Source organism: Anaerotruncus sp. 80 (assembly GCF_009936115.1).
In the GTDB taxonomy this organism is placed as follows: domain Bacteria; phylum Bacillota; class Clostridia; order Peptostreptococcales; family Anaerovoracaceae; genus Senimuribacter; species Senimuribacter intestinalis.
This window is the reverse complement of record NZ_QWES01000019.1, coordinates 1-18,919: the sequence shown is the minus strand read 5'-3', so window position 1 is coordinate 18,919 and position 18,919 is coordinate 1. Positions and strand designations below refer to the sequence as shown.

The following is an 18,919-nucleotide window of genomic DNA, read 5'->3' as shown; positions in this document are numbered from 1 at the left end:
ATGGCAGAAAAACTATCGGAGAAGGTTTATCACAGTATCAAGGCAGATATCGACAGCGGTGTCATCGACGGCAGATCCTTTCTAAGTGAGGCACAGCTGGCGAAGCAGTTTGGCGTTAGTAAAGCGCCGGTTAGAGATGCGCTGCATCTTCTTTGCAGCCAAGGATATCTCATTAGCTATCCAAGAAAAGGGTATATGCTGAATTTATATTCTTCTGATGAAATCAATCAGATACAGGTGATTCGCCGTCAGGTAGAGAAGCTGTGTGTGAAGCTTGCCATAGAAAATGCTTCTGATGAAGAAATCCTTTCTTTAAAAGAGTTTACAGAGCAACAAATGGGCAGCAGTGATCCAAGCAAAACTAATAACACTATGTTCCATCTGCGGCTTGCAGAGATTACGGGAAATCAGTATTTGCCGGGTATTTTGCAGGATATGCTTTATAAGGCTTCTATGGCAGCAATAAAGAGCAGTTCGGACTTAGAAAAACATCAGCATATTGTAAATGCGCTTTTAGAACGGGACTTAGAAAAAGCAGAACTGTATCTGGAAGAGGATATCATGATGCTGTAATAACTTTAAAATCATAATTTATGCCTTGTAGCTTTTGCAGAAAATCTGCAGGGCATCTTCTAAAAGGTTATTGAACATATTAGAGAACCTTTTAATAGATATGTGAGTGCAAGGAGGACGATAAATAGAGATGTACGAAACTGATAATATGGATAAATTTGCAGAATTTCGCACCCACGTGCCGGTGCTTTCCCATACAGCATATCTGGATACCAGCTCCACAGGTCTTGTTCCGGACTTTGTACATGATGGAGTAGCAAGGTATCAGGAGGATCGCTATCTAAAGGGCGGCGATTCTGTTTGGAGGCTGCCCGGCGGCGAAGAGACTGGAACCATCGGCATGATGGACTGGGCAAAGACACAGATTGCACAGATGATTGGAGCAAAGAAGGAAAACATTGTCTTTGGCAATAATTCTTCTCATATTTATACTTTGTTTACCTCCGGCATGTATTTTGAACCGGGAGACAACGTAGTACTGGTGGAAAACAGCTGGATAGCAAATCGCTTTGCGTGGCAGGTGAGGCAGGATGACGGCCTTGAGGTGAGATATGCCAAGGCAAAAAACGGCGCGATTCTGCCGGAGGATTTGTTTGACTTATGTGACGAAAGAACCAGAGCCATCTGTATCTCTTTGGTGGAAAGCTTTACTGGATTTCGCATGGATGCGGCAGCCATTGGCACCTACTGCAGAGAAAAGGGCATTTGGTTTGCAGTAGACGGCGTGCAGGCGCTGGGGGTCATGCCGGTGGATGTGAAGGCCATGAAAATTGACTTTCTCATCGGAAATGACTATAAATGGATGATGAACTACTGCGGCACAGGCTACGGTTATATCAGTCCGAAGCTTCTTAAAAGCTTGAAACAGTTTGGCGCCGGCTGGATGAGCGATGATGAGCGTTTTAATACCAGCAAGCAGGAACTTTCGCTTCGTGATGATGCAGGGCGCTTTGAACTAGGGTTTCCAACGGTTTCCGGCATTTATGGGCTGGGACTTTCTTCGGCAAAGTATTTGGAACTTTCCGCAGACGATATTGCAGAGTATGTGCTGGGGCTTGGAGATTATTTGAAGGAGCGCATAGATACTGCAAAGGGTGTGCGCCTTGCTTACGATTTCTCAAGAGAAAACAGATCGGGTATTCATGTGCTTTGCATTGATGAGGAAAACGGTGTGACAGGTGAAAAGCTTTTGGCTGCCGGTATCGGCGCCGGTGTAAAGCCCGGCAGCACCCAGGGCACGCAGGAAATGCGCGTTGCACTGCACTATTATAACAACAAAGAAGATATCAATCGTCTGATAGACGTGATAGGTAAATAATATGAAAGGCAGGATTAATATGATGGATGTAGAAAAGAAATTAGCGGAGCTGGGAATTGATTTGTCAGCAGGTCCGGAGCCGATGGCAAACTATGTCAGCGTGCAGAAGGCTGGAAGCCTTTGGTTTTTCTCCGGCGCAGGTCCCTTTGAAAATGGAAAGCCGGTTGTATTCGGCAGACTGGGTGAGAATCTGACAACGAAGGAAGGCTATGATGCAGCTAGACTTGCTGGTATCAATCTCCTCGCCGTATTGAAAAGAGAACTTGGCGGCGACTGGGATAAGCTGGAACAGATTGTTAAAGTGCAGGGTTTTGTAAACAGCACTACGGACTATTTTGAACAGCCGCTGGTAATCAATGGTGTATCCGATTTGTTCGGTGAAGTGCTGGGTGAGCGGGGCAGACATGCCAGAACCGCGGTAGGCACCAACGTGCTGCCGTTCCGTATTCCGTTGGAAGTGGAAATGATTGTAAAAGTAAAAGAATAACCTATAATCATATAGACAGGCGGCTGAGTAATCTTGGCTGCTTGTTTTTCTGGAAAGGGGGGCGAAATTTTGAACGATGAGAAGAAGGGGCTGTCTCTCATGACAGAAGGAGTTATCTGGAAGAAACTCATCGGCTTTGCAGTTCCGGTATTTTGCTGTTCGGTATTTCAGCAGCTTTATTCTACCGTTGATGCGGTTATAGTGGGGCGTTTTGTAGGAACAGAGGGTCTTGCTGCTATCGGCGTGACAGGGCAGATTATCATGCTTGCAGTCAGTATTGGTCTGGGACTGATGATGGGCATCAGCACGGCAGTCAGCGAGTATTGCGGCGAGGGACGTTGGGATAAGGTAAGACAGGTCGTTGTGATTTCTATCTTTGTGGTAATTGCAACATGGATTCTGAAGCTGATTACAGGGCTTTTTCTGGCTGAGCCTATTTTGCGGGCTGTGAATACACCACCGGAGGTGCTTGCCAGTGCGGTGCTTTATCTGAAGATTGTCTTCGTAGGAGGGCTTTTTACTTATGCGTACAGCATGTGCATTTTTATTATGCGAGCCTGTGGAGACGGCAGCAGACCTCTGTTTTTTCTGGCATTTTCCTGTATCTGTAATATTGTCTTTGACTTGCTCTTTGTCAAGGGGATATCTATGGGTGTTGCAGGTGCTGCGGTTGGCACAGTCATTGCGGAGAGTCTGGCGGTGCTGATGTGTCTTGTCTATATGAAGAAAAAGATGCCGATGCTTTGGGTCAGCCGGGAGGATTTTCGCAATACGAAAAAATCAAGGGTGGCTTACGTGCTGAAGTTGTCTGTACCGACCAGTCTGCAGGTGAGTATTGTCAGCCTGGTGGCGATTTTTGTGCAGGCGGTTATCAACGAGTATGGTGCAGTGGTGGTAGCAGGCTATGCCGCGGCACAAAAGATTGAGCAGATTGTCATCATGTTTGTCAATGCACTTTCCGGTGCTCTGAATACGTTCACGGCGCAGAACCGGGGTGCGGCACGCTTTGATCGGATTAAAGAAGGAAGACATATAACGGTGCTCATCAGTGTAGGCTTTATGGCAGTGATGACGGTATTTGTTTTCTTTGCCGGAAAACCGCTGCTGGGCATTTTTGTAGATGATGCAAACAGTGCTGCCGTGGTGGAGGAAGGATACCTGTATCTTAAAATTACTTGTGGTTTTTACATCATTTTGGGTCTGTGGCAGGCATATATGGCAGTGCTGCGGGGTATGGCGGATGTACTGATGCCGCTGGTGATCGGCGGGATTCAGATTTTAGCGAATCTGTCTGCAATCTGGGTTCTTGAACCGCTTTTCGGCAAAGGTGGAATCTGGCTTGCTGTGGGCGTCAGCTGGAGTTTATGCTTTTTGGCGGCGCTTGTGAGGATGCGGAAATATCGTTTAGAGAAAGGGTGAAGGTTTCTGTGCGGCTGCGGTTGTGTTTTTGCGGCTTCGATTGTGCAAAAGTGAGAAAACAGGGGCGGTTTGCACAACCAGCTGCGGATTGGAGCGCTAAAAGTTGTGCGAATTCTTTCTTTTTAGGGTGATATGCACAACCAGATAGGCGATGCGTATGCAGTAGTTGTGTAAAGTAGGTTAAATTGCAGAGTAATTGCACAACCAGAGAAATACAAATGTGATTAAAGTTGTGCAAATAGGCACGAAAAAGTGCATCTTGCAAAACATCTACTGCTAAAGTTGTGCAGATTTGCAAATCGGTAAGATGATTTGCACAACACATGCTTTAGGAATGAGAGCAAAGTTGTACATTGGATGTAGGAGGAAATACAAGCTGTAATTTAGGTGGCGGATTCCCGTGTGTTTTCTCCCCGCCCTTGTGCTTCTTTGAAAAAAGGAGTAAAATAATGGTGAAATCCTAGGGAACATGTTTAAATGGGAAAGGCACGCATATGACTTTACAAAAATTGAAATACTTGATTACGATTGCGGAAAAAGGTTCTATTACGGAGGCCGCAAAGGCTTTGTATATTTCGCAGCCCAGTCTTTCTCAAATGGTAAAAGAAATCGAAAAGGAATTGAATTTTACCATTTTTACTCGCTGCCGCACAGGTGCTACGTTGACAACGGAGGGTATGGAGTTTTTAGGTTACGCAAGGCAGGTTGTGCAGCAGATGGAGCTTCTAGAGGGAAGATATTTTGGCAGCGAGGCAGGAAAACAGCGCTTTTGTGTATCTTCACAGCATTACACCTTCGGAGCGAATGCTTTTGTTGAGTTGGTGAAACAGTTTGGACAGCAGCGGTATGAGTTTATTTTAAATGAAACACAGACGTACCAGGTAATTGCTGATGTTCGAAATCGGTTCAGTGACCTTGGGATTCTCTATCTAAGTGACAGCAACAGACAGGTGATGCATAAAACCCTGGAGGAAAACAATCTGAAGTTTTACGAATTATTTACCGCAAAACCTCACGTGTTTTTATGGAGAAAGCATCCTTTGGCAAAGAGAGAAAAACTTAGCTTGGAAGATTTGAAACCATATCCGAGACTCAGCTTTGTACAGGGTGTATATGAGTCTTCCAATTATGCGGAGGAGCTGTTCAGTAGCGAGGATGTGGAAAAGAGTATCAAGATTAGTGATCGGGCTGCAATTGTCAATTTCATGATAGGTTTAAACGGATATACCATTTCAAGTGGAATTTTTCCAAAGGATTTGCACGGAGATGAGATTCATTCGATTCCACTGGACGCAGAGGAAGCAATTCATATTGGCTATATTTTAAATAAGGACAGGGAGCTATCTGAACTCGGAAAAATCTATGTTGAAGCAATCAGACAGTATCAGTCTGAATAAACATAGGGACAGTTTATGGATTAGCATAATAATTAGATATTACCTATTGATAACTGTTTCGTGGTATGATGATACCACGAAAGGAGGCGTAATTATGCCAGGTTATGTAATAGGTAATTTTTTTATTTATGCAATGATTAACGCATTTACACCGGGACCGGGGAATGTGCTAGCGCTTAATACGGTGACAAACTATGGATGGAAAAGGGGAAAGCCTTTATTCTTCGGGATTTTTACAGGGTATTTTGTCGTTGAGATTTTGTGTGCAATTTTCGTGTTCGGTGTTAGCACAGTGCTGCCTTCTATGCTTGGGGTAATGAAATATATAGGTGCAGCTTATATTCTGTGGCTTGCAATCCATATGGCAATCAGTAAGCCTACAGAAAGCAGTGATGGTAAATCGGCATCCTTTATGAAAGGCTTTTTACTCCAGTTTGTAAATGTGAAAATTTATTTGTTTGGTATTACAGCGTTGACAGGCTATGTTACAAATTATAGTACTGAATTTGGAACTTTGATTCTTTTTGAGCTTATTATTGCAACGATAGGAACTATTGCAACATCAACTTGGGTTGGAGTAGGGCTGTTAATTCAGAGAGTTTATCAGCAGCATTACAGAGTGATTAATATCGTGCTGGCAGCGACTCTGATGGAATGTGTGTATAGTATGCTGAAGTAACCGAAAAATGTTTTGCGTTGAAAGCGAACGGGAAAATCTTACTTGTGATTTTCCCGTTTTTCACGTATACTATAGGTACGAAGGAAAAGAGGTGAGTCGAAGATGGATAAGAAGAGACTTCCCATTGGATTTGAGGATTTTAAGAAATTTAAAGAAGAAGACCTGTACTTAGTAGACAAAACCTTGCTGATAAAGGAATTACTTGATACAGGGGCACAGACGACGCTGCTCACAAGACCCCGCCGTTTTGGCAAAACCCTGAATCTTTCCATGCTTCGCCGTTTCTTTGAAGACGAGAGAACGCCGGAAGGTGAGAAGATAGACAATCGCCATCTCTTCGAAGGGCTTGCTATCATGGACACCGGAGAAAAGTATCTTGCCCATATGGGGCAGTACCCTGTGATTTCTTTATCGCTAAAATCAGCCAAACAAAGTGACTTTGCAATGGCGTACACTATGTTAAAACGAGAAATTGTTGCAGAGTTTTCCAGACATCAGTACGTACTTGCCGGTAAAATGAACGGAAACGCACAGGAAAAATACGAGGCGATTCTAAAAGAAAGAGAAGATGCTTCCCTATATGTAGACGCAATCCGATTTCTATCCGAGTGCCTGTACAAATATCATGGGAAGGAAGCAATTATTCTCATTGACGAATACGACGTACCTTTAGAGTGTGCATATTTCGGTGGATTTTACGATGAAATGATTGGCTTCATCCGCTCCCTCTTTGAGTCCGCCCTGAAAACCAATCCCTATCTGAAGTTTGGTGTAGTGACAGGATGCCTTAGAATCAGCAGGGAGAGTATCTTTACGGGACTGAATAATTTAGAAATTCATTCGATTATCAGCGAGAATTACAGCAGCTGTTTTGGCTTTACGGGTGAAGAAGTGCAGGAATTGCTGTCCTATTATGACCTTTCTGGCAGGTTTTGTGAGGCAAAGGACTGGTATGACGGCTATCTTTTCGGAAATACAGAAATTTACAATCCGTGGAGCATTTTAAACTATACAAAAAGCGTGCTGTCGGGGAATCAAATTTCAACAAAACCCTATTGGTCCAACACTTCCAGCAACGGAATTGTAAAGGAACTTGTAGAAGAAGCAGACGATATGACCCGCCAGGAGCTGGAGATTTTGATGGACGGCGGCACCATAGAAAAGCCGGTTCATGAAGAAATAACCTATGGAGATATTCACACATCGAAAGATAATCTGTGGAACTTTTTGTTCTTCACAGGATATCTAAAGATGAAAAGCCAGCGAATAGAGAAACGGAATATCTATATTGAAATGGCGATTCCCAACGAGGAGATTGCATCCATTTATGAACAAAGCATCAAAGAATGGTTTGACCAGAAGATAGCAAATGTGGATAGAAGCAGTCTCATTAAGGCTTTCGAAGAAGGGGACTGCGAAGCGGCTGAGAATTTCATCAGCCAGCAGCTGATGGACACTATCAGCTACTTCGATTATGCGGAGAGCTACTACCATGGATTTTTGACAGGGCTTTTGAAGAATGCAGGTCGGTATATGGTGCAGTCCAATCGTGAGAGTGGAACGGGCAGACCGGACATTATACTGAAAACCCAGGCTATCCGCAGAGGACAGGTCATTATCTTAGAATTGAAAGCAGCAGGAAGCGTTGCGGAGATGGCGGCAAAATGTGAGGAAGGCCTTGCGCAGATTGAAGCACAGCAGTACGCAAAGCCGTTTCTGGCGGAAGGTTATCCCCGTGTGAGCAAATATGCCATTGCATTTTACAAGAAAGAGTGCATGGTGAAGAAAGCAGAATAAAAAAATCGGCTCAATGTCAAATGTTGGAGTGGAGCACAAACAAAAATTTTTAAAACAACCGAGGAGACAGAGCTAAATCTGTCTCTTTTTGTTTAGTATTGAGTTGTGGAAAGAATAAATGTTGAGGCGGTCGCCCCAACATTTATTATAGAACCGTTTTGAACTTCAAAGGTATTTGCGAAACCAAGATACCATTTCATTATAATAGCTTTGCAGCATGGCAGGATCCTCTGGCTGAGAATGTCCAGTATTCGGATATAAAACCAGCTTAGTCGGTAGATTAGGATGTGTGTCACGGATAGCCGTATATAGCTGCTTTGCAGCTTCCACAGGTGTTCTGCAGTCATCGGAACCGTGGAGTATCAGAAATGGACGGTCGATGTTTTCTGCGTAAGATACCACAGATTTTTTTAGATTTTCCATCATAAACTGTGGGAAAGAATCGAAGCCTGCGCTGCTTCCGGTTTCATCAGAGCTGGCATACATAATCTGATCGTTAGCAAGACTTCGCTGGGAAATATATGCTTTGAAGCGTTTAGAATGAGCAGCGATGTAGTTGGTCATATAGCCACCATAGCTACCGCCAGTAACGCCTAGGCGGTTTTCGTCAATCCAAGGAAATCTGCGAATAGATTCATCTACAAATTGCAGGCAGTCATAATAAGGCTCTGTACGTCTGCCATCTCCCATATTCTGGTGCTTCCAGCCGTAGCCGCTGCTACCTCTTGGATTACAGCAAATGACGCCAAAACCTTCTGCAGCAAAGGCCTGGTGTTCTAAAGTCAGAGCATAGGTGTAAAATGGGTGAGGACCACCGTGGATATAGAGGATTACCGGATACTTTTTTCCTTCTTCCATATTGTGAGGCGGCAGAACCCAGCCGTGAACAGTACTGCAGCCATCTAAAGTAGGAACAGAAAAGTCCGTTGGCTGGCTGAGAGAAACATCCTGTAAAAACTCCTCTGCTGACTGAACGACCTTTTTAATGATACATCCTTCATCGATATCCACAAGGGCATAGGCTTCCGCTAACGTATCCTCACATACGCTGACCAGCACCTTTCCATCTTGAATTTTGCTGATACCATGATAAGTGTGTTTTCCTCTGTTAATGGGCTGTGCATGACCGCCAGTGCTTTCGTCTAAAGGTAAGCGAAACAGCCCGCCTTGTCCTTGCCAGCCGCTGTGAAAGAGAACAAAAGTGCCGTCACTGCTTATTTGTAGTTTATCAAGTCCCATTCCGGAGCCTGCGTTATATGGAAATTGGACGCACTGGTAACAGTTTTCATCGGGGAAAAAGATCTGCTGACTGCTTGAACCGTCTGCTGCAATTTTGTACAGATAAGTCTCCGGAAATGTACCGGTGCTGATAGTTTTTGCATACTTCGCATCCATGACGCCTGCGATGATAAACTGTCCGTCAGGGGTGCAGACTGGGCGTAGTGGATTTGGATAGGAGACCATCCAAAGATTCCTGGTAAGCTGCAGGACTTCCCCGGTTAAGGTATCAATTTTCAAAAGGTCGTAGCCAAGATATTCTTCACTGTTTCTGAAACGGTTGCTAATACAGATGATTTGCTTGCTGTCGGGGAGCCAGTTATGATGGAGATAATCATAGCTGCCAGTGGTAATCTGCACAGGCTGCGTGCTGCCGTCAGATGGCACGATGAAAAGATGAGTGGCATTATCCGGTGTGCGAAAACCTAGACCGTCAAATTTATATCCGAGATTTTCAATCACAATAGGTGCATTACGATCAGGCACATCGCTAGAACTTTTGCTAATGCTTGATGCAAAAAGGATTTTGCTTCCATCGGGGGACCATATAGGATCGGAGATCGGTGTATTTGAACGCACGATGGTAGTTAGCACAGCACTCTGCAGGTCATAAATTACAACACAGAATTGACCGCTCTGATACGACAGAAACAAAAGTTTGGTGCCGTCAGGGGAAAATACAGGGCGGCGTTCACCTGTACCACCGCCGGAAATAAGGCGCAGTTCTCCGTTAGAAAAGTCTTTCAGAATAATACCGTTTTCTGTAGAACTATAGGCAATTAAGTTCTTGGCGGCAAGATAATCTCCGCCAGTAAGTCTTTCAATAGTTTCGCAATCTTCAAATTTGGGAAGTCTTTTATGCTTTATCATGAGTTTCTCCTTTCAGATATTTTGTGAACCAGCTAATGAGTTCTTCACAGTATTTTTCTTTGCAGTTAGGATCTTCAGCAAGCTTATCATCGCCTGTCGGGAAAACAACCATGCGTATTTTTGACTGGGGCTGGCGTTCCTTGATAGAAGTAAAAAGCTGCTCTGCCTGTTCAAATCCGTAGGTTTCATCGCGAAATCCGTGAAGCAGCAGAAGTGGCGTATGGATGTCGTCACAATGATAGACCACACTATCTTTTGTCAGATCGCCTAGATAATCCATCATGGAAAAATTGCCTGAGAGTACTTTTTGGGAAAGGGCAATACCTTTACAGGTTCCATAGGCTGTTGCCGGATTGGTAAGTCCGCTAATAATGGTACCTGCAGCAAAATAGTTTTTTCTGGCAAGAAGGTGTCCAGCAATAAAGCCGCCGTAGCCGATACCGGAAACTGCAACAGGCAATGCAGAAAGGGTATCATCAGCGAGGAGATCTGTCAGCACATTTTCTACTGCTTCCAGATTTTCAGCCGTTTCTCCGTTCTTGTCCAAGATAACAGGAATTATGGCAATTCCTGCATCGGAAAGCTGCTGGAATAAAGGAGTTGCATCTTTAGTGTCTGCTTGTTGAAGCCATAGAACCGTTCCATAAACTTTGTCCTTCGGTAAAATAATAGTAGGTTTTCCGCAGAGCCTGATGGTTGCTTGTGCAAAAATATTACAACTCATAAGGAGAGTTGAGATTTCCGCAAATTCATCTGCACCATGCATATGATTGTCAACGCCACCAAAGGCACAGCCAAAAGCGACAGCATTTTCAATTCCGTGGGCGTAAGTACCGCCGCCAATAGCAAGACACTGACCTCTGCGACCGCTGCAGTTTTCGTAGCAGTCGAGTAGGGTGTTGATAAACGGCGTATTGTCAGGAACTGCATGGGGAGCAACGAAGTCTTCTTCATAAGAAAAACCTGCAGCAGAAATGGCTTCGCTTGCAGCTTGTAGCTTTTCCCGGCTGCCGCAAACCGGAACTCTGCTGTCAAAGCTTGCAGAAAGAGCATGACCGTTATAATCCAGTACAGTCAGGCTCAGAGTCAGCTCTCCGGATACTTCATCCGCTAGATTAAGATTTAAGCCTTGACCATGATGCGCGCCGTGAGGAAAGAGCGTGCACAGCTTCTTGATTTCCTTACAGTCTGTACATTCTGAAAGAAGCTGCAGCAAAGCAGTAATCGGATTCACAGAAGCCTCAGGAGATGCGGCATGACCGGAGACACCATGGACAGTAAGTTTACAACCTTTGTCTGTCGGGGTAAGACTGTAGGTAATCTGATTGGAGGAGGCGGTCTGCACCAGCTTCGCTTCATCAATATTTTGAAGGACAGCCCAGGCTGAATCCGGAATAATATTGGTCGTATGGCCGCCGTGGACTTCCAGTATTTGTTGATGAACAAAGTGTCCTGTGATTTTGCCGTTTAATCTGCCTTTTTCCACGTTAATAACAGGGTAGACTGCGTCAGGAGAAAAACTCATAGCGGCAGGTCTGGTTTTACTGAAGTAGTGTAGAAGATCGCTGCTTCCGGACTCTTCATCCGTTCCAAGCACCAGGCGGACGCCGTTTCGCAGTGGAATTTGCAGATCCTTAATTGCTCGCAGTGCATAAAGTGCAGCCAGCGCAGGACCTTTGTCATCGGCAGTGCCTCTGCCGTAAATTTTTCCATCAGATACCTTCATGGTGTAAGGTTCCGTTACTTCCCAGCCTTCACCAGGTGCAACCACATCTAAATGTGCCAGAATGTCCAGAATGCGTCTGCCCGACTCAATTTGGACGATGCCAACGTAGTTTTCCCAGTTTTCTGTGTACAGGTTGTATTTTTCTGCGATAGAAAGACTTTGGGACAGGGCTTCTGCAGTATGTCTGCCATAGGGGCAGCCGTCTGATGGTTCTGCCTTAACGCTGGGAATCGCGACCAAGGTAGCTAGATCTTCTAAAAATTCGTCTTTGTGCGCTTCAAAATAAGCGGCTAGTTCTTTTTCATACATTACTAATACCTCTTTTCTTAAAAAAAGCGTGTAAGCAGAGTGCACACACGCAGAAATCAGACTATGAAATTATTTTTTTGCATGATATGGGTAATTCACCAGAATGAACTTTACATTACGGCTGGTTTCGTTATACCACATATGCTTCTTTGTGGATGGAAAATGGGCAGTATCCTCAGGATGTAGATCGTATCTGACATTATCAATTTCCAGTGTAAGGATTCCTTCCAGAACGTAGATAAATTCTTCGCCTTCGTGAGTAACAGGAAGCACCTTTTCCTCAGATTCGCCCGGAAGAAGAGTGTACATACGCGCGAGCATTTTCTTGTCATATCCAAAGGCGGAAAGATCGGTCTGAATCTGATTCTTGGCACTAATCTGCGGTGTATGACGGCTGTAACTTCTCAGAACATAATCATCCTTCGGCTGACTGGTTGCTAGAGATTCCATAATAATTTCCCGAGAATCGATGCTCAGTGCTTCAGCCAGCTCCAGAAGTGCGTCTACTGAGATGGTACTAATCCCACGTTCAAATTGAGAAAGAAAGCTGACGGAGAGTCCGCTTTTTTCACTGAGTTCTTTTAAAGTTAAATTTTGCTCAGTTCTGATTTTCTTTACATATTCACCTATGTTTGTAGACATAATGCTGATTGTCCTTTCATTGCTGTGTTTTATTTCTGTCTTCAGTATAGATGAATTTTCTATTTTTGTCAACTTGAATTATTTTAATATGAAATATATTGCGGGTAAATTTTGCGTATTTGCAAAAAGTGTCGTAAAAATTATTTTATTATGAAAATATAACTTGACAATTTCACGAAAGAGGAATATTTTATAAGAAAGAAAATACTTTTAACGCAGAAAGGATTTTAAAATGTATCAGAAAGAAGCTAGAAAGAGAAGAGAGAAAATTGCTGAAAAGCTAATAGACGGTCAGCTGCTGCTTTCTTTTGGTGGCAATGATGAGCTTGGAGTCGTTGGAATACCGCAAAGAGAGAAGACGGATAAGAATTTCTATTATTTGACAGGAATGAGCATTGCTGAAGGACTTTTGATGCTGGTAAAAGCACATGGTATGCTGCAGGAGTACCTTTTTGTAAAAAGAAGAACTGCAAATGAAGAATTTTATTTGGGACGCAGTCTTGATCCTACATACTACAGAGAAAAGACGGGAATCCAGGCAGTCATGTATATGGAGGATTTTGAAGATGTATTAGAATCGCTGGCTACCTGGACGAAGTTAGAGAAGGTCTATTTTTGCTCCAGCTTCGATGGATTTACCAAATATACCAGATATGAAAATATCTTGGCTGACAGAATTACCAGAGCATATCCGGGTGTTCAAATCGGAAGTTTAAGCAAGGAACTTGACTTTATGCGCCTGCGCAAAAGTTCACTGGAGGCTGCACAGATTCAGAAAGCCATCGATATTACAGAAGAGGCGCTGGCTGTGGCAGCAAAACAGTTAAAACCAGGAATCAGAGGTTATCAGATGCAGAGTATTCTCGAGCACGAAATTAAGATGCGGGGCGGCAGCGGAGATATCGTACAGGCCTTAATTGGAAAGGAAACCACTATCATGCATAATTTCTATGCCAATGAAGCTACTGCAAAGGATGGCGATTTATTTCTTGCGGATATTGCTACCTTCTATAACGATTATTGCTGTGATATTTCCAGAACCTATCCGGTAAACGGAACTTTTACTGATGAACAGGCTCATTGGTACAATGTGGTGCTCAAAACGCAGGAAATGACCATTGCCAGTATGAAACCTGGAAAAACCAGACAGGAGTGCGGACAGGAAGCTAATGCCTACTTCACAGAAGAGTTGCGTAAAGGTGGATATCTGAAGGATGGAGAAAGCATTGGAACTCTGCTCAGTGAATTTAGAATCAACTATGTAACCCCTGGAATGGTAAATCATGGAATTGGACTTTCCTGCCATGAAGAACGCGAAGATGAGGAGGGTAGGCTTGTTCCTGGTATGATTGTTGCCGTAGAGCCGGGCGTGTATTTTGGAGATAAGGATTTAGGCATCCGTATTGAGGATGATGTGCTGATTACAGAAACTGGCTGCGAAGTACTGAGCAGCAATATTCCGAAAACCATTGATGAAATTGAAGCAATGATGAAAAATAACACAATAGAAGAGTTATGATTGAAACGAGGTATTACAAGGAATATGACTATCTAAATAACATTACATATTTAGATGTGGCATCCATGGGGCTTCCGCCGAAGAGAACCCTGGATTATTGCAGGTCTTTTGCGGATGAATTTGCAAAAAGCTTTGGAAGAGTTAGCCTTGACGGAGTTTATGCACGTCAGAGGCTAAAGGTGCAGGCAGAGGTTGCAAGGCTGCTTCATACAGATTCGGATAATATCATGTTTACAGTGAATACGACACAGGGAACATCGCTGCTTGCGAAGTCGCTGGATTTGCAGCCGGAAGATGAAGTGATTTCAACAGCTATTGAATATCCAACTATTCTACTGGGATGGGGTCAGAGACAGGCAGAAGGTATTAGACTTAAGCTTATCAAAACGCAAAACGGAACGTTCTCGGCAGAAGATATCCTAAGCGAGATGACAGAGCGAACGAGAGTTGTGCATCTTTCTCTGGTACATAATCACACCGGATTCATGCCGGATATCGAAAGAATTGGAACAATTTGCAGGGAGAGAGAGATTATTTTTGCCGTAGATGCCATTCAGGCACTGGGCAGAGTACCGGTCGATGTTGAAAGAATGAACATCGACTATCTAAGCACAGCTGCATTTAAGGGTATGCTGGGGCTTCTCGGTACGGGTTTTGTATATTGCTGCCCGAAGTTGCAGCCAATGCTGAAGCCGGAGGTATACTCAGACTACAACATTATGTATGACGAAGAAACCATGACGAACATGATGCAGATACCGGTGCTTCCCTATAGACAAGGCTTAGAAGGCATACAGGGAGGATCGCTCTCCTCTTATGGCATTACAGCTATGGGAAAGAGCATAGAGCTGCTTCTTGAAATCGGTATTGATAGGATTTACACTCACTGTCTGAAGCTGGAGAACTTATTTCGCAAAGAACTTTCTCCGTTAGAAGATAAAATGAAAATCTTGGGGAGCAAAGACTGCAAACACTGGTCCGGTGTCATCTGCCTGAAATTTGATAAGAACAGAACGAAGCAGTTAAAGAACGCCTTTGCTGATAAAAAAATCTATGCACACATCAGAGAAGGGTATTTACGTATTTCTTTTCATTATTACAACAGCCAGGAACAAGCGCTTCTAGCAGCACAGACTTTGGCAGATGTACTGAAATAGTATTGTTATCAATTATTTCTAATTATAAATTTTATCTAAGAAAGGAAAAAAAATGAACACACAAGACACAAACCGTAAATTGCCTATGCGGGTAAAACTGGGCTATGCGGCAGCTTCGACAGCGCCGACAATTCAGATGTTAATTCAAATGTATTTTCTGGTATTCTTCTATGTCAGTGTACTGGGCTTGTCCGGCGGTGTAGCAGGGACAATCATCCTGATTGCAAGAGTTTGGGATTTTATCAACGATCCATTGATGGGCACGCTGATAGAAAAGTCGAACAAGCCGGGTGGAACCTGTTTGTGGTGGATGAAGCGGGCGATGATTCCAATCGCAATTTTTATGGTACTATGTTATTCTGCACCAAATCTATCCTATACCATGAAAGTAGTTTGGGCGGCAGCAACTTTTATTTGCCTTGGCATGTCACAGACCGCTTATTCTATTCCGATGAGTGCGCTGCAGCCGAAGCTGACAACAGACAGAGCGGAAAGAGTAAAGTTGGGTACATATTCAGGCGTTTTCGGTAACATTTTAAATGCAGTCGTGCCGGCGGTTACAATGCCCCTTGTTGCAGTGCTGTCCACTTCAAATCCGGCAACTGCTTTTACCAAACTGGCGGCAATCTATGCATGTGTATATCTGTTAATGGGATTGATTGGAATTATTGGCTGTAAAGGTTATGAAGATAATGACTATGATACGGAAAAAGGAGAAAGTGCACCTGCACCGACTGTAAAGGAGATGTTCTCTGCGCTGGTACAGAACAAGATATCCGGCATTGTATTTCTGATTCAGGTCGTTAAGATGCTGTTCTCATCTTTACAAGGTTCCATGTTGTTATACTTCTGTACTTATCACCTAGGAGATGGAAACATTATGTCTGTCACAACTTCTGTCGGCGTGTTTTTCACCATCGGTGCGACGCTCCTTTTAGTTCCGCTTCATAAGAAGCTTGGTAATGCGGGCACGGGTGCTTTGGGTGCTGCAATTGATGTTGCGGCAATGCTGTTCATGGTGATTATTCATGTTTCAAATCCAAAGATATACATTTGTGGTGCACTTATCGCTGTTGCAGGCGCTTCACTGGCTACCAATATTCTGACGCAGTGTCTGATGGATTCTCTAGATTATGGAGAGTGGAAAACGGGAAGAAAAAATACAGCTGTAGTAATGAGTGCATATGGGATTGGAACAAAGATTGGTTTAGCATTTGGCGGGTCCATTGCAGCCTATGTCATCGGTCTGATTGGGTTCGACCCTAATGCAGCTACACAGCCGGCAAATATTGTCAATATTTTCTTCCATATGACGATTACCTCAGAAGCGGTCATCTATGGAATTGCGTTGCTGCTGTTCCTGTATCTGATGAGAGTTGAGAAAAGGCTGCCAATGATGCGTGCAGAAATTGCAGCAAGAAAAGAAAAGCAGGTTCAGTAAGAGTTAGAAAGGAATTCTGGAGAAATGGAAATTGAAAGAAAGATAGAACAGGCAGGCATTAAGCTTCCGGAGACTTCTAAATCTGATATGATATTTGTTCCTGTGAGACAGGTTGGAAATTGTCTGTTTACATCAGGGCAGATTCCTTTTGCGAACGGTAAACCAGTTGCAACAGGAAAGGTAGGAGATGAGGTATCGCTTGAGGAGGCACAAGAAGCTGCCAGATGCTGTACCGTTAATATGCTTGGTGCGATGAAAGCTTATCTGGGAGATTTAGACAAAGTGAAGCGTATTGTAAAAATACAGGTGTATGTGAGCAGCAAGACAGGGTTTTCTGAGCAGCATATCGTCGCAAATGCAGCTTCACAGCTTTTGTATGACATCTTTGGAGAGCTTGGAAAGCATGTAAGAACTGCAGTGGGCGTAAATCAGCTTCCGATGGATGTTCCTGTGGAAGTAGAAGCCATTGTAGAAATCTAAAAGGAGTATGAATATGGAGAATTTATCAAAGGTTCATGTAAAAATAAAGCCATTCTTGTCAGAAAATGTTGTCACATCTGTGGAAACAACTGTTGTTATGGAATCAGCCTCCTATAAAAAGGGCGACATTTTCGATGTGCATCCGGTATTTTATGCCGGGTGCGCGATGACAGGATATGGAACAGAGGATTTTCAGCTACAGGATGATACAGGAAGCTTTGGATTTACCTGTGAAGATGGTATGGGTGATTTTGGTCCGCAGCGTTCATATTACTTTGATAGAGATGTTTCAGGCAGACTCGTAATAACATATCGTGCGAAAACTTTGGAAAAGAATCCAAAGAAAGCTGATCCTGGGTTCTCACTGTTTCAGACATATGGTGGATATACTGCATCAGGGCTTGCATTTTTGGTGCTGCCGATGAATGGAAAGTTTGAATTTTCTATAGAACACGATTTATCATCATTTTCTTCAAAGGCCGAGGCTGTCTGCAGCTATGGAAAAGGAAGTTTTTCAAAATGCTGTGAGGCAAAGGAACTGAAAGAAACCTTTTATATGGCAGGCAACCTGAAAGAGTTTCATAGGGAAGGAAGTAAGCTGCATATCATATGGCTTGCAGATGAAATTCGGATGATTGATGATTTTTGCAAAAGTATGGCGGAACTTTTCGATCATACAGAAAAAATGTTCCATGATGAGGATATTCCTTATTATATTTTCCTGTATCCTACGCCTAGAACTGTTGCAACCGGAACAGGACTGACCAGATGCTGCTCCTTTGGATTCGGTGATCAGTTAATCAATCAAATCGAAGAAGCCGAACCGATTATTGCGCATGAGTTAGTACATAATTGGCTGATTGTCAGCGCTGATAGAGAAGAAGAAATTTCTCTTTTCGCAGAGGGTACAGCAGAATTTTACAGCTGCTATATTCTTTTCTTGCTGGGAAAAATTGACTCAGATGGATATGTCGATATGATTAATGAAAAACTTCGTGCATATTATGTAAATCCATATAGCAAAGGGGATTTTGCCAGTGCATTCAGAAAATCATGGACCCATAGTTATGCACAGAGAGTGACATATGGCAGAGGTGTACTGGCATTGATTGAGCTAGATGCTTTGTTAAATCGTTGCACAGAAGGAAAAGTGAGAATGTATAATTTGATGGTTGAACTCCTGGACGGGGCAAAGGAAGGTATTCCGATGACTTGGAACAGATTTGTTGAGCTTGCGGATTTATACACTGCTGGAAAGGCTTCTTTGCGGCTTACGGAACTTATGGAGGAAGGTATTACTGCTCCGGCAGCGGACTTTTTCGGACCGGAATATACCATAGAGAAAGTTGCCGTGCCAGTCATGGATAATGGCTTTGATGATACGGTACGGTATTCTCAGGATCAAGTTGTAACAGGCGTAAAACCGGGATCTAATGCTGAAAAAGCAGGGCTAAAAAATGGAGATGTAATTCTAAAAGCGTCTTCTGAATGGGATGTCGTAGACGATGAAACCATGCATTTAGTCTATCAGGTGCGTCGTGGTGAGACGGAACTTACGATTGAATATTTACCAAGAGGCGAAAATGTACCGTGCTGGCAATATGTAAAATGTTAAACTGGAGGAGACTGCGTTACAGTCTCCTTTTAAATAATAGATAGTTAAAGTGTTTAGGAGGAAACAGAAATGAAAATCATCAACCAAAATGATATTGATAAAATCGTGGAGCCAAAGGAAATGGTAGAAGTTGTGGCGAAAGCCTTCGACATCTATGGAAAAGGAGAATTTGCCATGCCAGAGCGGTATGGCTTTGAAGAAGGTGGCATGAC

Annotated in this window: 15 protein-coding genes; 12 read left to right on the top strand and 3 right to left on the bottom strand. The window is 43.5% G+C overall.

The genetic code is table 11. From position 1 onward, the window contains the following. The 7 genes from D1155_RS10535 to D1155_RS10505 all read left to right on the top strand — a co-directional run bounded on the left by D1155_RS10535 (position 1) and on the right by D1155_RS10505 (position 7,670). On the top strand, positions 1 to 573 hold the full coding sequence (locus tag D1155_RS10535) for a GntR family transcriptional regulator (protein WP_160202367.1): 573 nt from the start codon (positions 1 to 3) through the stop codon (positions 571 to 573). Positions 574 to 703: 130 nt separating this feature from the next. Then, on the top strand, positions 704 to 1,891 hold the full coding sequence (locus tag D1155_RS10530) for an aminotransferase class V-fold PLP-dependent enzyme (RefSeq protein ID WP_160202366.1): 1,188 nt from the start codon (positions 704 to 706) through the stop codon (positions 1,889 to 1,891). A gap of 19 nt (positions 1,892 to 1,910) precedes the next feature. Next, a complete protein-coding gene (locus tag D1155_RS10525; protein WP_160202365.1) occupies positions 1,911 to 2,378 on the top strand; it encodes a RidA family protein in 468 nt (155 codons plus the stop codon). A gap of 69 nt (positions 2,379 to 2,447) precedes the next feature. Beyond that, positions 2,448 to 3,797: an MATE family efflux transporter gene (locus D1155_RS10520; RefSeq protein ID WP_160202364.1), complete on the top strand. Its 1,350-nt coding sequence runs from the start codon at positions 2,448 to 2,450 to the stop codon at positions 3,795 to 3,797. Between the two features lie 494 nt (positions 3,798 to 4,291). Continuing rightward, a complete protein-coding gene (locus tag D1155_RS10515) occupies positions 4,292 to 5,194 on the top strand; it encodes a LysR family transcriptional regulator (RefSeq protein WP_160202363.1) in 903 nt (300 codons plus the stop codon). Positions 5,195 to 5,288: 94 nt separating this feature from the next. Then, entirely contained in the window at positions 5,289 to 5,873 is a 585-nt protein-coding gene (locus D1155_RS10510; protein WP_160202362.1) for a LysE family transporter, read from the top strand. Between the two features lie 102 nt (positions 5,874 to 5,975). Then, on the top strand, positions 5,976 to 7,670 hold the full coding sequence (locus D1155_RS10505) for an AAA family ATPase (protein WP_160202361.1): 1,695 nt from the start codon (positions 5,976 to 5,978) through the stop codon (positions 7,668 to 7,670). 165 nt (positions 7,671 to 7,835) lie between these two features. On the opposite strand, the gene D1155_RS10500 is transcribed toward D1155_RS10505, so the two are convergent. The 3 genes from D1155_RS10500 to D1155_RS10490 all read right to left on the bottom strand — a co-directional run bounded on the left by D1155_RS10500 (position 7,836) and on the right by D1155_RS10490 (position 12,495). Then, complete coding sequence (locus D1155_RS10500) at positions 7,836 to 9,818, bottom strand: S9 family peptidase (protein WP_160202360.1); 1,983 nt, start codon at positions 9,816 to 9,818, stop codon at positions 7,836 to 7,838. After that, positions 9,805 to 11,853, bottom strand: coding sequence for a Sapep family Mn(2+)-dependent dipeptidase (locus D1155_RS10495; RefSeq protein WP_160202359.1), 2,049 nt, complete (start codon positions 11,851 to 11,853; stop codon positions 9,805 to 9,807). Before D1155_RS10495 ends, D1155_RS10500 begins: the two co-directional genes overlap by 14 nt. Before the next feature lie 69 nt (positions 11,854 to 11,922). Continuing rightward, a complete protein-coding gene (locus tag D1155_RS10490) occupies positions 11,923 to 12,495 on the bottom strand; it encodes an XRE family transcriptional regulator (RefSeq protein WP_160202358.1) in 573 nt (190 codons plus the stop codon). 232 nt (positions 12,496 to 12,727) lie between these two features. Here D1155_RS10490 and D1155_RS10485 point away from each other — a divergent pair, with 232 nt between their 5' ends. From D1155_RS10485 to D1155_RS10465, 5 genes are read left to right on the top strand one after another with little or no spacing between them, the layout of a single operon-like run. After that, on the top strand, positions 12,728 to 14,014 hold the full coding sequence (locus D1155_RS10485; RefSeq protein WP_160202357.1) for a Xaa-Pro peptidase family protein: 1,287 nt from the start codon (positions 12,728 to 12,730) through the stop codon (positions 14,012 to 14,014). Continuing rightward, a complete protein-coding gene (locus D1155_RS10480) occupies positions 14,011 to 15,171 on the top strand; it encodes an aminotransferase class V-fold PLP-dependent enzyme (RefSeq protein WP_160202356.1) in 1,161 nt (386 codons plus the stop codon). The genes D1155_RS10485 and D1155_RS10480 overlap by 4 nt, the downstream gene beginning before the upstream one ends. Positions 15,172 to 15,223: 52 nt before the next feature. Beyond that, positions 15,224 to 16,612, top strand: coding sequence for a glycoside-pentoside-hexuronide (GPH):cation symporter (locus D1155_RS10475; protein ID WP_160202355.1), 1,389 nt, complete (start codon positions 15,224 to 15,226; stop codon positions 16,610 to 16,612). Positions 16,613 to 16,636: 24 nt separating this feature from the next. Next, complete coding sequence (locus D1155_RS10470; protein ID WP_160202354.1) at positions 16,637 to 17,092, top strand: RidA family protein; 456 nt, start codon at positions 16,637 to 16,639, stop codon at positions 17,090 to 17,092. A 13-nt stretch (positions 17,093 to 17,105) separates the two neighbouring features. Beyond that, positions 17,106 to 18,707 carry a PDZ domain-containing protein gene (locus D1155_RS10465; RefSeq protein WP_160202353.1) on the top strand — a complete coding sequence of 534 codons (1,602 nt, stop codon included), beginning with the start codon at positions 17,106 to 17,108 and terminating at the stop codon, positions 18,705 to 18,707. The last annotated feature ends 212 nt before the right edge of the window (positions 18,708 to 18,919 follow it).